Consider the following 14,437-nt stretch of genomic DNA (forward strand, 5'->3'; position numbering starts at 1 on the left):
CAGGGGTCTTGTATGCGTGTGCTCTGGCTGGTCTTGCCTGTGCCGGCCTCTTCGCGGGTGAACCCGCTCCTACACATACTGCACAAACCTTGAGGCTAGTAGTGACCCTATGGGAGCGGGTTTACCCGCGAAGAGGCCGGCACAGGCGGCAACCGGCTCAAGCCATGTCGCTGATGGCGAATTCTTCGGCCAGATGATCGATCAGCGCCCGCACCGATGGCAGCAACCCCCGCCGTGACGGGAAGATCGCATGCACGATGCCGCAACGCGGGTGCCATTCCGGCAACAACTCCACCAGCCGCCCCGCCGCCAGGTCTTCACGCACCGCCACCCGCGGCAGGTGCGCAATACCCACCCCGGCCACCACGAAATGGCGCAGGGCGAACAGGTCGTCCGTCACCATACGCGGTGTGTGCGGGATGACGATGCTGCGGCTGCTGTCTTCGCCTTGGAACAGCTCCCACTGGTACTCACGCTGGGCGCTGCCCCAATGCAGGCTCGGCAGCGTGCCGAGCAACTGCGGGTCGAAGCCCTTGGGCAACTGCTCCAGGTACTGCGGCTGGCCGACCAGGCACTGGGTACTGTTGCTCAATACCTTCATCACCATGTCGGTGTTCTCCAGCGGTGGAAAGCGCACCCGCAGGGCGATGTCGAAGCCCTCGTGCAGCAGGTCGACGCGGCGGTTGGTGCTCTCGATGAACAGCTCCACCTGCGGGTACTTGAGCATGTAGCGGGTCAGCATCGGCCCGACCCAGGAATTGAGCAGGGTGGTCGGGCAACTGATACGCACCAGGCCGCGCGGCTCGCTGCGGTTGCGCTCGATGATCTCTGCCGCACCCTCGGCTTCCACGCGCATGGCCAGGCAGCGGTTGTAGTAGGCCTGGCCGATCTCGGTGAGCGAGCAGTGACGACTGGTGCGATGCAGCAGACGCACGCCCAGGCGGTCTTCGAGGTCGGCGATGCGCCGGCTGAGCTTCGATTTGGGCATGTCCAGCGCCCGGCCAGCCGGGGCGAAGCCACCGTGCTCGACTACCTGGGTGAAGTAGTAGAGGGAGTTGAGGTCTTCCAATGATCGGTCTCCAGGTACTTGGTTGCCTGTGCCGGCCCTTTCGCGGCTAAAGCCGCTCCCACAGGTACTGCACAGGGCTCAAGCCCGGCGCCATCCCTGTGGGAGCGGCTTTAGCCGCGAAGAGGCCGGCACAGCCCCTGCAAATCTATCGTTCATAAAACGGAACGCTAAAGCCAAATTCTGCTATCTACCGCCACAAAGGTGATGATTTTAATCTGTGCCCATCAACGCGAAACACCCCCGAATGCTGAAAAATTCATAACCCTCAGGAGCACAGACCATGAGCAAATTCACCTACAACCGCCTGAACAAAGACGATGCCGCTGTCCTGCTGGTCGACCACCAGGCTGGCCTGCTGTCCCTGGTCCGTGACATCGAGCCGGACAAGTTCAAGAACAACGTGCTGGCCCTGGCCGACCTGGCCAAGTTCTTCAACCTGCCGACCATCCTCACCACCAGCTTCGAACAAGGCCCCAACGGCCCGCTGGTACCAGAGCTGAAAGCCCTGTTCCCGGACGCCCCGTACATCGCCCGCCCAGGCCAGATCAACGCCTGGGACAACGAGGACTTCGTCAAGGCGGTGAAGGCCACCGGCAAGAAGCAGCTGATCATTGCTGGCGTGGTGACTGAGGTCTGTGTAGCGTTCCCGGCGCTGTCGGCCCTGGAAGAGGAGTTCGAAGTGTTCGTGGTGACCGATGCTTCCGGCACCTTCAACGAAATGACCCGCGATGCTGCCCATGACCGCATGAGCCGCGCCGGCGCGCAAATGATGACCTGGTTCGGCGTGGCCTGTGAGCTGCACCGCGACTGGCGCAACGACATCGAAGGGCTGGCGGCGCTGTGCTCCAACCACATTCCGGATTATCGCAACCTGATTACCAGCTACAGCGCGTTGACTGCGGGTAAGTAACAGCCCGTTAGTTGAATGCAAAAAGGCCGGCTCCCTCTGTAGGGAGCTGGCCTTTTTTGTTTGCTGCGCTGGCCCTTTCGCGGGTAAACCCGCTCCCACAGGTACTGCACAGTTTCAGCGCCTGTGGTGATCCTTGTGGGAGCGGGTTCACCCGCGAAGAGGCCAGCAAGGACAACATCAATTCATGGGCTGCGACTCAATCCCATCCAGCAATGCCTCAACCAATCCTTCCGCCATTTCGAGCGCATTCAGGTTGCTCCAGAACAGGCTCTTGCCGGTTTCATCCAGGTGTTCCAGGGCTTTGTAGCCACAGTCGTAGGCGCCGCGCAGGTACTGGGCGACATGCACCAGGGCGTCGTGGGCAGAGACGCCCGGGTTTACTGTAAACAAAGGTGGATGGCCGGCATCGCAGCGGCTGAAAGCGCGCTCTTTGGTGTCGGGAAGAGGTGGATTGGGGACAATTTTTTTCATAGCCAAACTCCGATAGAGGTTGGCCGGCACCATCCGTTTCCACGCGAAGGGTGGCGGCTGCACGCGGGGTGGAAAGCCAGGCTATCGGAACCCCGGCAGGCCATTCGGCCTCCCGCGCGCAGCTGCCATGACAACAGCTATTCCGATTTACCTGCCGGGTTTCCACACCCGATCGCTGAACCGACAGCGACCCGGCAAGCCTAGAGAGCAGGCTTTCCCCGGACAATCAGACGGGCTTCGACACGGTGCGTAGGATAATTCGTCAGGGTCAGCATTAACGTAGGAAATGGTTCGCTAGGAGGTAGGACCTTGCTGAGAGACGGACGATTTTTTGATGGTTTTTTGGTATCCGCGTAATGGCAGGGAGGTGACCGTCGGGAGGTTGCAGAATGGCCTCCAGGTGCCTGGCGATAGATTTCTGGCGCCTATGAGACCGAGCGCCGCGCGGGCGGCGCTTCGCGGGACAAGCCCGCTCCCACATCTGTTTCGGGCCAGTCACTCCTGTGAAGTCACCTCTGTCCGCCTTGTTTGTTCCATTCGATATCGAAGGGGGCGCAATTGCTCTTCATTCATCTTCAGCCATACACCAAGGCTGCAACCCACCTGGCACAGGAATAATTGGCCCGAAACAAATGTGGGAGCGGGCTTGTCCCGCGAAGCGCCGCGCGGGCGGCGCTCGATCGCAAGGGCGCTGCATCTCTACAGTCATGCGCTCGAGATCCTCAATCCGCATCCGAATCAAACAACCGCTCCAACTCCGCCCGGGCCTCCTTGGCCGTCTGCATCACCTTGGCCCGGTCATCACGCACCTGCCCCTGGGCCACCAGCACCTCTTCGTCATGCTGGGTAAACCGCGCAATCCGGTCCGCCGCCTGCGCCTCGCTCAACCCCAACCCCACCAATGCCCGGCGGGTCATCTCCAGGCTGGAGTAGAACGTCTCGCGAATCGGCTCGGCGCCGACATCCGCCAACTTGTGCACATGCTGGCGGTTACGCGCGCGGGCCAGCACTTTCAGGTGCGGGTACAGGCGTTTCACCCGTTCCGCCGTGTGAATGGCAGCTTCCGGGTCATCGATGGTGATGATGAAGTATTCCGCCTCGCCCACCTTGGCGGCATGCAGCACCTCGGGGCGAAGCGGGTCGCCGTAGAACACGGGTACCTGTTCGAACATACGGGTCATCTCGATGGTGTCCACCGAGGTTTCCAGGGCAATGAACGGAATCTTCTGTGCCCGCAGGATGCGCGCGACGATCTGGCCCATGCGGCCCATGCCGACGATCACCACCCGTGGCGTGTCAGCCTGGATCTGCTTGTAATGCTCCGGCACCTCACGCGCAGGTTGCGGGCGCTTGAGGGCGTGGGCGCAGCCAATCATCAGCAGCGGGGTAATGGCCATCGACAGGGTGATGGTCATCAGCAGCAGGTCGTAGGTCTGGGTGTCGAACAGGCCTTGGTCCTTGCCCAGCTTGAACACCACGAAGGCAAATTCGCCACCGGCAGCCAGCACCATGCCCAGGCGCAGGGCGCTGGCGCTGTTCAGGCCACCGGCCAGGCGCCCGACGCCGATCAGCAGTACCAGCTTCACGGCCACCAGCAGCAGGGTCAGGCCCAGCACCACCAAAGGCATTTCAAGCAGCAGGCGCAGGTTGGCACCCATGCCGACGCTGATGAAGAACAGCCCCAGCAGCAGGCCTTTGAACGGTTCGATCTGCGATTCCAGCTCGTGGCGGTATTCCGAGTCGGCCAGCAGCAGGCCGGCGAGGAAGGCACCCAGGGCCATGGAGATGCCGGCTTCTTCCATCAGCCAGGCCGTGCCGATCACAACCAGCAGCGCGGTGGCGGTGGACACTTCCGGCAGGCCGGTGCGGGCCACGGTGCGGAACACCGGGCGCAGCAGGTAGCGGCCACCGACGATAACCACGGCGATGCTGGCGAATACCTTCAGGCCATGCTCCAGGCTGTCGCCGTGGCTGGTGTCCGGGCCACTGGCGGCCAGCAGTGGAACCAATGCGATCAGTGGGATGGCGGCGATGTCCTGGAACAGCAGGATGGCGAACGCCAGGCGGCCGTGCGGGGCGTTGAGCTGCTTGCTCTCGGCCAGGCTCTGCAGGCCAAGGGCGGTGGACGACAGCGCCAGGCCCAGACCGAGCACGATGGCCGCCGGTAGCGTCTGGCTGAAGCCGAACAGGGCGATGGCGCCGATCAGCGCACCGGTCAGCAGCACCTGGGCGGTGCCGACGCCGAATACGGACTTGCGCATCAGCCACAGGCGCTTGGGCGACAGCTCGAGGCCGATGATGAACAACAGCAGGACCACGCCCAGCTCGGAAATGTGCGCCACGCTTTCGGTATCGCGGATCAGGCCCAGCGCCTGCGGGCCGATGATCACGCCGGCGAGCAGGTAGCCGAGCACGGCCCCCAGTTTCAGTCGCTTGGCCAGCGGGACGGCGAGAACAGCGGCAAGCAGAAAGATCACCGCGGTTTGCAGAAGGCTGCCTTCGTGTGGCATTGGCTCGTACTCCATGAGCTGCCGGGGCAGCGTTAGATCAGTTTGGCGGACAATTCTGGGCGTTGAGATGAAGTCAGACAATCTGCTATCGGGGAGAAACATTGTCCCGGTACAGGTGACAACCTGTGGTGACCTCTTCGCGGGCACGCCCGCTCTCATAGAACAACACATGACTCATTGGTTCGGCGAGGTTCTGTAGGAGCAGCCTTGTGCTGCGAAGAGGTCGGTACAAGCAACAGACAGGCTTTGTCAGTACCGGCCTCTTCGCAGCACAAGGCTGCTCCTACAAAGGACGCGTCAGACGAGCGATATTTGTTCTCTGCGCGACAGCGCAGCCCAAAAGGGCTGGGTAATCTCCCACAGGTACAACACTGCCCCTGAGGCCGTTGTTATCCCTGTGGGAGCGGGCGTGCCCGCGAAGAAGGCAGCGCAGATCTGACTATTCACCGCCACCAAACTGCGCCCGATACTGCGCCGGCGTCATGCCAATCCGCTCGCAGAAAACCTTGCGCAAATGCCGGTCACTGCCAAAACCGCACTGCGTCGCCACCACTTTCAATGGCAGGTCGCTGCTTTCCAGCAGCTTGCGCGCGCGGTCGATGCGTGCGTTCTGCAAGTATTGCAGCGGCGTGATGCCCACCTCGCGTTGAAAGGTGCGGGCGAAGTTGCGCCCGCTCATGGCCACCAGGTCGGCCATCTTCTGCACAGTGAAGGCTTGCTCGATATGGTCGACGATATACGCCTGCACCCGTGCAATCGGCGAATCATCCCGCGGTACAGCCGCCAGCAGTGGCCCGTAAGGCGTTTGCCCGCCCTGGCGATGGCGGGCGACCAGCAGCACCTTGGCCACTTCCAGGGCCAGCGCCTTGCCGTGGTCCTCGGCCACCACTGCCAGTGCCAGGTCGATGCCTGCGGTGATGCCGCCCGAGGTAATCAGGCAACGGTCGATCACGTAGATCTGCTCGGTCTCGACCTTCGCCTCGGGGAACGCTTGTGCCAGGCGCTCCACGTAGTTCCAGTGGGTGGTGCAGCGATAGCCGTCCAGCAGCCCGGCCCGGCCCAGCAGGAATACCCCGGTGCATATTGCACCAAAGCGTTTGGCCCGGCGCACGGCCTGGGGCAGCCAGCGCTCGATGCCTGGCAGGGCGATGTCATAGGCGCCCGGGCCGCCTGGCACCAGCAACAGGTCGACGGCTTCCGGCAAATCCTCCAGACGCAGGTCGGCTACCACTTTCAACCCGCAGGAGCCGCGCACCGCTGCCTGCCCTTCGGCCAGGGTCAGCAGCCGGTACTTCCGCTCAGCAGGAAGGAAGCGGTTAGCAATGGCAAACGCGTCCATGGGCCCGGTCACGTCCAGCAACAGCACATCATTGAACAACACCATGGCCACGGTGCGGTGGGCGGTTTTTTCCTGCATCGCTCTTATGCCTTAAATGCCGGCCGCCACCAGCGGCCCGAAGCTGAATACGAAACGCATCTTAAGGTATCGGCAAAACCGTCAGGGCCAGCAGCGCGCAATTAATAACAATTCAGGTTTGGCTCAGGACTTTGTCATGTGCCGGGGGCGAGACTTTCTGCATTGAACAGGAGAGCCGCCATGCACCCCGGGACGCCCCAAGCGCCGCTGCAAACCCCCGGCGCACTGACGCCGGCGCGCTTGCGCCGGGCCAAGGAACTGATGTTGCACAGCCCGTTGTCGATCATCGAAATCGCCGGGTTATGCAACCTCACCCGCAGCCACTTCTCCCGCGCATTCAAGGTCAACACCGGCCTCTCGCCCCAGGCCTGGCGCCTGCTGGCACGCATGGAAAAGGCCAAGCGCCTGCTCGCCACCGAGGCGCCGATCACCCACGTGAGCCTGGAATGCGGCTTCTGCGACCAGGCCCATTTCACCCGCGCCTTCAGCCGCCTGGTCGGCCAGCCGCCCAAGGCCTGGCGCCAGGCGCAGGCCCATCCTTAAGCCGAACCTATCCGCCGGTATAGCCCCTTGTGGACAGTGCTGGCCCGTTTTCCCAACCCAAGGAGTCACCCCGATGAGCCAACCCGATTACAAGCGCCTGAACAAAGACGACGCCGTGGTGCTGCTGGTCGACCACCAGACCGGCCTGATTTCGCTGGTGCAGGACTTCTCGCCCAACGAGTTCAAGAACAACGTGCTGGCATTGGGCGACCTGGCCAAGTTCTTCGGCCTGCCGACCATCCTCACCACCAGCTTCGAGCAAGGCCCGAACGGCCCGCTGGTGCCCGAGCTGAAAGAGATGTTCCCGGATGCGCCGTACATTGCCCGCCCTGGCCAGATCAACGCCTGGGACAACGAAGACTTCGTCAAGGCGATCAAGGCCACTGGTCGCAAGCAGCTGATCATCGCAGGCGTGGTGACCGATGTGTGCGTGGCGTTCCCGACCCTGTCGGCGCTGGCGGAAGGTTTTGAAGTGTTCGTGGTGACCGATGCTTCGGGCACCTTCAACGAAACCGTGCAGCAGGCGGCCTGGGTGCGCATGACCCAGGCGGGTGCACAGATGATGAACTGGTTCTCGGTGGCCTGTGAGCTGCACCGCGACTGGCGCAATGACATCGAAGGGCTGGGTAACCTGCTGTCGCAGCGCATTCCCAACTACCGCAACCTGATGAACAGCTATGCGGCCCTGAGCGCCCGTTGATGTAAACCTGTATCGGCCCCTTCGCGGGCACGCCCGCGAAGAGGCCGGTACAGGCTAAGAATGATTCACAGGCAGAGTGAGGCGAATCCGACACCCCCCCAGCTCTGACACCAGCGCCTGCAACTGCCCACCATGGGCCTGCACCACCGAGTTGCAGATCGCCAAGCCCATCCCCATGCCACCGATCTTGGTGGTATGAAACGCATCGAACACTCGCTCGCGCTCATCCGCTGCAATCCCCGGCCCGTTGTCGTCCACGCAGATTTCCACCCCATCCCCGACCACCGCCGACGCAATCCGCAGCACCCCATCGCTGCGATACCCCGCCAGCGCCTCCAGGCCATTGGTAATCAGGTTGAACACCAACTGCTGCAACTGCACCGGGTCGGCCATCACGCTCACCCCCGCCTGCAAGCGCATCTGCACGTCCACCGTGCCCTTGGCGGCATCGGCCGAGGTCAGGCGCACCACTTCGCGGATCAGTTCGTCCAGCTTCACTACCTTGAGCTGCATCGGTGACTGCTTGGCCAGCGAGCGCAGTGCACGCACGATGTTAGCGGCCCGTTCGCTGTCGTTGCGGATGTCTTCCAGGCCGGCAATCGCCTCTTCCAGGTCGGGCTTGGCGCGCTTCAGCCAGCGCAGGCTGGCAGCGGCGTTGGAGGCTATGCCCAGCAGCGGCTGGCTGATCTCGTGGGCGATGGACGCGGACAGCTCGTTCATCACCTGCAGGTGCGCCGTGCGCGCCAACTCCGCGCGGGAGCGGCGCAACTCGGCCTCCATCTGGGCGCGGGTCTGGTTGTCTTCGGCCAGGCGTGTGTAGAACTTGGCGGTTTGCAGCGACACCGCTGCCTGCGAGGCGAGGATTTCCAGCATGGCCAGGCGCTGGCTGCCGAACAGGTTCGGTACCAGGCGGTTTTCCAGGTACACCAGGCCGATCAGCACGCCCTGGATCACCAGCGGCAGGCACAGTACCGAACGGGCCTTGCGCGCCTGCAACTGCTGGCGGAAGGCCTCGGGGCAATCGCTCTGGGCATCGTTGAGTACCAGGGGCTTCTTGGTGCGCATGGTGGCGTTGATGATCGACAGCGGTGCCTGGGTCATGAACTTCTGGCAGTCGTCCATGCTCACGTGCAGCCCGGCGTCGTCGATGTAGGCGAGGGCAGCCATCTGGAATTCGGCACCGCTGACGATCAGCAGCGCACCGTGGTCGGCGCCGGAATGCTGGGTCAGGTGGCCCATCAGGGTTTCGATAAGGCCTTCGAGCAGCACTTCCTCGGACAGTGCCCGTGCTGCCTCGATGCCGGCTTCCAGGTCGAGCTTGGCCTGGTGGGTTGCGCGGTGGCTTTCCTGGATTGGCTGGGTGCGCAGGAACGGGTGCAACGCCTCCAGCTGGTGCACCTTGCCGGTCGCGCCCCAGATATGGAAACAGTCGCGGGCGATGCGCAGGTGCAGGTTGGCGCCGGAGATCAGGCCGCTGGGGATGCATACCTCGGCCAGCTGTTCGTGGGCCAGCGCCTGCTCGTGGATGAAACCGGCGGCGGTGGCGGCGATCTGTGCCTGGTCGAAGCAGCGGATGGCGGCCAGGCCGTCGCCTTCGAGCTTGGCGATCACGCCTTCGATCAGCAACAGCTTGTTGCGGAAGGTGGCCGGGTTGAAGCCGGCCCAGCGGCCGAAGCGCTCGCGCAGGGCCTGCAGCTCGCGCAGCTTGTCGGCAAGGCTGCCAATGGCCTCGGGGCTGCCCAGGGCCAGGCCGCGGAACAGGTGATAGTCGGCCAGGTTGATGTGCGCCGGTACCGCCCAGGTGTTGTCCCCGGCCAGTGCCAGGTTGCGCATGGCCTGCGGGATGTTACCCAGGTAGAAGTCGCCCATGCCGGCCATCAGGTACTGGAAGAACCGCGTGGTGGGCGATTTCGAGGCTGTGGCCGAGGCCGGGCAGGGCGTGCCGCTCAATTTGGCGACGAACGCTTGCTGGGCCTGCAGGATCTGCTCGATGTCGCGGTAACCGTAGCGACGCACGGTGGCCAGGCCTTGCGCCAGTTCCTCCACCACGTCCGGCAGGTAGCGGCCCATGAACAGCGAATCGGAAGCCAAGTGGTTGCAGGCATAGCAGCTCATCGCCAGGTCGCCGCTCAGGCGCCCCGAGTCGACCGCATCCAGTGCGGTACGGCGGGCGAACTCCATGGGCGAGGTCCAGGCGCTGACCTGGTCCAGGGCCAGCAGCGCGCTGGTCAAGTCAGCGTCGAAACCGTGCCGCTCTATCAGCTTGAGCGCAGCCAGGCAGCAAGCGTGGCCATCATGGTAGGCGCCGAAGCGCTCGGCAATCATCACCCCGTACCAGGCCATGCCGTAGGTGCTGCCCGGGGCGACGCCGTGCAGCAGTGACAGCTCCATGAGCTTGGCCAGGTGCAGGAAGCAGATGTCGTCCTTCACGAAAAACGATGACGACAGGGTGGCCAGCAGGCTGATGGCAACTGTCACTTCCTCCGAATCGGTGCGCTGCAGCGATTCCAGGCAGTGTCGGCCTTTCTGTTCGACCAAGGTCTGTACATGGGCATGACTGGCTTCGACCTGTTGCCAGTCGACACCTCGCACCGGGCTCATACCCAGCAAGTCCAGGCCGGAAATGGCGCTGTCGATGGCCGCCTGATAGTCGCCGCGCAAGGTGTACAGCAGCGCCTGCAGGCGGCATACCCGCGCCTGGTCCAACGCCGAGCGCGCGCGCAGGCGGCATTCAGTGATGCGGGCCTCGGCCGCGACCATTCGCGACAGTTGCATGTCGCACTCGGTGGCCATGCAGGCGATGGCAAAGCCATGCGTGGCGCGGCTTTCCAGCGTTGCGCCGCGCTGCAGCAACTGCTCGGCCGTGTGCAGGTAGCCAGCCGATTGTTCGAATGCGCCGCCATCGCGTGCGCGTGCTGCTGCCTCGCGTAAAAGCTGCAGAAAAGCTTCGCAGTCATCCGCTGCAAACCCGCATGGGCTGGCGCGTTGCAGCTGGTTGGCAAGCTCGAAGAGTACCTCCTGCAGGCGTCCCGGCCAGGCCTGGCGCATGGCCTGGGCAATACGTGCATGCAGTTGGGCACGTGCGCGCGCTGGCGTGAGAGCGTACGCAGCTTCCATCACCCGTTCATGGGCGAAGCCCAGGCCGTTCTGGCCCGGTTGCAGGAAACCCGCGCCAATCAAGGCTTTCAACGGCTCGCCGGGCGCTTGAGAGAGTACCTGGTGAAGCAGGCGTTCATCACAGCGGCTGCCAGCCGCACTGACCACCCGCAGCAGGTCGCGCTGCGGCTCGGGCAGGCGCACCAGGCGGTGGATCATCAGGTCGGCGACATTGTCGGAATAGCGGTGGCGGGCCACGGCCTTCAGGCACCATGACCAGCGCATGGCCTGGGTATCGAAGGTGAACAGCTGGTCCTCGACCATGGCCCGGAGGATCTGATTGATGAAGAACGGATTGCCCGCAGTCTTGTCGTGTACCAGTTCGGCCACCTGCAATGCGTCCTCGGGGCCGACGTGGTAGCGCTCGCCGATCAACTCGGTCACCGCGCTCACCGCCAGGGGCCGCAGGTTCAGCGTGGTGCTGCGCACCGCTGCGGGCAGGGCAAGGGGTGTACTGCTGGCTGGCGCATCACTGCGCCGGGCGAAGATCAGCAACAGGTTGCCGGGCGAGTGAGCCAGAAGTTGCGCCAGCAGTTGCTGGCTGGAGTCGTCGACCCAATGCATGTCATCGAAGAACAGCACCAGCGGCTGGTCGGGGCGGCTGAATACCTGCAGGAATTCGACGATCGCCCGCAGCTCCTTCTGTAGCGCCAGACGCGTGGGCTTGGCCGGCAAGTCGGGCAAGGGGCCGAGGATCAGTTGCAGGTCTGGTGCCAGCTTGCCGAGCAGCCGGCCGTGGCCTTTGATACGGCGCAGAATCTCGCAGCGCAAGGCGTCGAGGTCCTGGCTGTTCTTGGCCAGCAACTGGGTGGTCAGCGCGCCGAGAATTTCGACCCAGGGCGCGTAGGGCACGGCCTGGGCAACGCCGTTGCACTTGCCGATGGCCCAGTAACCCTGGGCGTTGGCCCTGAGCGCTGCCTCGACCAGGCTCGACTTGCCCATGCCCGTAGCCCCATTGATGAACAGGGCTTGTGGCTTGCTGTCACGGCGCTGTGCCTTGAGCAGCAGGGCGATGGCCTTCTGTTCGGCACTGCGGCCATACAGGCGTGCGCGGTCGGGCGTCATCGGGTCGGCACAGCCTGGTTCGAAGGCCTCCATGGACTTGCTGGCGGCCCACTGTCGCTGGCAATAGGCCAAGTCCACCGCCAGGGCGCGAGCACTCTGGTAGCGGGCGTCCGGCTCTTTGGCCAAGGCCTTGGCCAGGATCCGGCTGAGAGGTTGCGGCACATTGCTGTCCACTTCGCAGGCCGCTCGTGGCTGCACGCCGGCATGCAGCTGGCGCCAGTGCTGGGTGTCGCGTCCGGCCAGCGGCAATTCGCCCAGCAGTAGCTGGTAGAGGATCGCGCCTAGGGCATAGATGTCGGTGCGTCGGTCGCTGCTGCTGCCGTGCGGGCAGACCTGTTCAGGCGCCAGGTAAGCCCAGTTGCCGAGCGGGGTGCCCTGTTCGCTGATCAGTTCCGCCGGGTCGGCGCGAAAGCAGCCCAGTCGCACTCGCTGGTCCGCGCGCAGGCACACATGTTCGGGCTGCAGCGCGCCGTGCAGCACATTGCGTTCGTGTGCCTGGGCCAAGGCAGTGGCTGCATTCACCGCAATCTCGAGAAACGGCGCCAGGGCGGCAGGGCCCTCTGCGATAAGGTCGGCGATGGAGCGGCCGGCCGGGTACACCAGCAGGGGGCCTTCGGCTGAGCGCACGAACGCCGAGGGGATCACCGCCCATTGCGGGTCGAGTTGCAGGCGGTAGTCGCGTTCCAGGCGCTGGCAGGCGGCGGGGACCTCGCGCGGGGCGCGCACGGCGATCCATGCCTGGTCGGTGGCTGGATCGCGAAGGCGGAAGTAACTGAGTTCACCTTCCTGGCCCAGCGCGTTGATGTCGCACCGGTTCAGCCAACCCTCGTCGACGGACTGGTCGTAATCGATGGGCCTGTGGGCAAGGCGTTCATCGAGCATAAGGCACCCCTGCTAGCGACATCCTGACGCACGAGTATACGCAGCGGACCCAGCAGGGATGCGGGCTGCAGGCTGCTTGGCAGGAAAGGGTACGCTGTTGTCCGTTATCGTCCCCTGGGGGCTGGCGGGCTTTTGTATAGTCCTCAGGCCAACCTATCCCTCGGGATAATTGTCTGAAGGCGTACGCTGGCCTAGGCTGCCCTGGGCTGGGAAACGCCCGTGCCCGCGCGAGGAAGCCATGATCCGAATAGGTAATGCCCAGGTGTCGCTGGAGCGGCGCGAAGCCTTTATTGACGGTAAGCCTGTCCTGTTGGGGGGGCGGGCATTCGAAGTGCTGGCGACGCTGATCAAGGCCAAGGGGCGGGTGGTCGACAAGGACGAGCTGTTCAGCCAGGTGTGGGCCGGCACGGTAGTCGAGGACAACAACCTGCAGGTGCAGGTGTCCTTGCTGCGCAAGGCCTTTGGCGACCGTGGCCTGATCCAGACCGTGCCACGCCGGGGCTACCGCCTGGCCGCCGAGATCAGCCTCGAGTTGCCTGGCAAGGCGGCGGGCAAATCGCCGCTGTGCGCCGCGGCCGAACCTGTCGAGTTGTTCGATGAGCACTTGAACGTGCCGGTGCTGGTGGTGGATGACGACCCGTCGGTGCGCACGGCGTTGGGCCGCCTGCTGCGCTCGCAGGACATTCCGCATCATTTGTTCGCCAGTGCCGAGGCGTTGTTCGAGGCCCGCCTGGAAACCCCCTATGCCTGCCTGTTGCTGGACATGCACCTGCCCGATACCAGCGGCCTGGAGGTCCAAGATGCGCTGCGCCGACTGGCGCTGCCTTGGCCGATCGTGTTCATGACCGGCTTCGGCACCATCCCGATGACCGTCCAGGCCATGCGTGCCGGGGCCGTGGAGTTCCTGACCAAACCGTTCGACGAAGACCAACTGCTGACACTGCTGCAGGCGGTGCGCACGCGTGCCGTGGCCGAAGGGCGCAAATGGCACCATGCGCGGCAGGTCGAGGAAAAGTACCAGCGCCTGACCCAGCGCGAGCGCCAGGTGTTCTCGCTGGTGGTCGGTGGCCTGTCGCACAAGCAGATCGCCAGGCAGATCGGCACCAGCGAGGTGACGACCAAGGTGCACAAGAAGAACATCATGAACAAGATGCAGTCCCGCTCGCTGCTTGAACTGGTGGCCATGCACAACGTTATCGGGGCGCAGCCTGAGGGCCTGGGCGGCGCATGAGCAGCACGGTGTGCATCGTTGACGACGATGCTTCGGTGCGCAAAAGCCTGGCCAACCTGCTACGTTCGGCAGGTTTCGAGACCTTGTCTTTTGCTGCCGGGGACCTGTTCCTGGCCTCGGCACTGGCGCGGCAAGCGGGGTGTGTGCTGCTCGACCTGAGGATGCCTGGAATGAGCGGGCTGGCGGTGCAGCGCGAACTGGCCCGACTGGAGTGGCGTTTGCCGGTGATCTGCATGTCGGCGCACTGGGATGAAGGGGCGGTGCGGGCGGCGATGGCGCTTGGGGCGCTGGTCTGCCTGGGCAAGCCATTTTCTGAAGAGGTGCTGCTGAAGGTGGTTGAGGATGCTTTGGTGGGCAGCCAGTGATGCTTTGCCTGTGCCGGCCCTTTCGCGGGCTTGCCCGCTCCCAAAGGGATCCACAACCCTTGAAACTGTGGTCACTCTTGTGGGAGCGGCCTTGTGTCGCGATGGGCTGCAAAGCAGC

At 64.0% G+C, this 14,437-nt stretch carries 10 protein-coding genes; 5 read left to right on the plus strand and 5 right to left on the minus strand.

Features of this window, described 5'->3' with window-relative positions:
* Positions 1 to 157: 157 nt before the first annotated feature.
* Positions 158 to 1,069: a LysR substrate-binding domain-containing protein gene (locus CAG18_RS18380; RefSeq protein WP_075046740.1), complete on the minus strand. Its 912-nt coding sequence runs from the start codon at positions 1,067 to 1,069 to the stop codon at positions 158 to 160.
* Between the two features lie 280 nt (positions 1,070 to 1,349).
* Between CAG18_RS18380 and ycaC (CAG18_RS18385) the strand changes: the two genes are divergently transcribed.
* A complete protein-coding gene (ycaC, locus tag CAG18_RS18385; protein WP_085621550.1) occupies positions 1,350 to 1,979 on the plus strand; it encodes an isochorismate family cysteine hydrolase YcaC in 630 nt (209 codons plus the stop codon).
* A gap of 177 nt (positions 1,980 to 2,156) precedes the next feature.
* On the opposite strand, the gene CAG18_RS18390 is transcribed toward ycaC (CAG18_RS18385), so the two are convergent.
* The 3 genes from CAG18_RS18390 to CAG18_RS18400 form a co-directional block, all read right to left on the minus strand.
* Positions 2,157 to 2,450: a hypothetical protein gene (locus tag CAG18_RS18390; RefSeq protein ID WP_015272306.1), complete on the minus strand. Its 294-nt coding sequence runs from the start codon at positions 2,448 to 2,450 to the stop codon at positions 2,157 to 2,159.
* 722 nt (positions 2,451 to 3,172) lie between these two features.
* Positions 3,173 to 4,960 carry a monovalent cation:proton antiporter-2 (CPA2) family protein gene (locus CAG18_RS18395; RefSeq protein WP_085721334.1) on the minus strand — a complete coding sequence of 596 codons (1,788 nt, stop codon included), beginning with the start codon at positions 4,958 to 4,960 and terminating at the stop codon, positions 3,173 to 3,175.
* Between the two features lie 439 nt (positions 4,961 to 5,399).
* On the minus strand, positions 5,400 to 6,377 hold the full coding sequence (locus CAG18_RS18400) for a GlxA family transcriptional regulator (protein ID WP_085721335.1): 978 nt from the start codon (positions 6,375 to 6,377) through the stop codon (positions 5,400 to 5,402).
* 180 nt (positions 6,378 to 6,557) lie between these two features.
* On the opposite strand from CAG18_RS18400, the gene CAG18_RS18405 reads away from it, so the two are divergent.
* Together CAG18_RS18405 and ycaC (CAG18_RS18410) are read left to right on the plus strand one after the other, a co-directional pair.
* A complete protein-coding gene (locus CAG18_RS18405; RefSeq protein WP_013974756.1) occupies positions 6,558 to 6,920 on the plus strand; it encodes a helix-turn-helix domain-containing protein in 363 nt (120 codons plus the stop codon).
* Positions 6,921 to 6,993: 73 nt separating this feature from the next.
* A complete protein-coding gene (ycaC, locus tag CAG18_RS18410; protein WP_004375560.1) occupies positions 6,994 to 7,620 on the plus strand; it encodes an isochorismate family cysteine hydrolase YcaC in 627 nt (208 codons plus the stop codon).
* Between the two features lie 54 nt (positions 7,621 to 7,674).
* Here ycaC (CAG18_RS18410) and CAG18_RS18415 read toward each other — a convergent pair whose 3' ends face one another.
* Complete coding sequence (locus CAG18_RS18415; RefSeq protein ID WP_085721336.1) at positions 7,675 to 12,723, minus strand: ATP-binding sensor histidine kinase; 5,049 nt, start codon at positions 12,721 to 12,723, stop codon at positions 7,675 to 7,677.
* A 238-nt stretch (positions 12,724 to 12,961) separates the two neighbouring features.
* Here CAG18_RS18415 and CAG18_RS18420 point away from each other — a divergent pair, with 238 nt between their 5' ends.
* Complete coding sequence (locus tag CAG18_RS18420; RefSeq protein WP_085721337.1) at positions 12,962 to 13,954, plus strand: response regulator; 993 nt, start codon at positions 12,962 to 12,964, stop codon at positions 13,952 to 13,954.
* Positions 13,951 to 14,319 (plus strand): response regulator transcription factor, encoded by a 369-nt coding sequence (locus CAG18_RS18425; protein WP_178075734.1) that lies wholly within the window; start codon positions 13,951 to 13,953, stop codon positions 14,317 to 14,319. Before CAG18_RS18420 ends, CAG18_RS18425 begins: the two co-directional genes overlap by 4 nt.
* Positions 14,320 to 14,437 lie beyond the last annotated feature (118 nt).

This window comes from Pseudomonas sp. B22(2017) (genome assembly GCF_002113105.1).
Lineage (GTDB): Bacteria > Pseudomonadota > Gammaproteobacteria > Pseudomonadales > Pseudomonadaceae > Aquipseudomonas > Aquipseudomonas asiatica.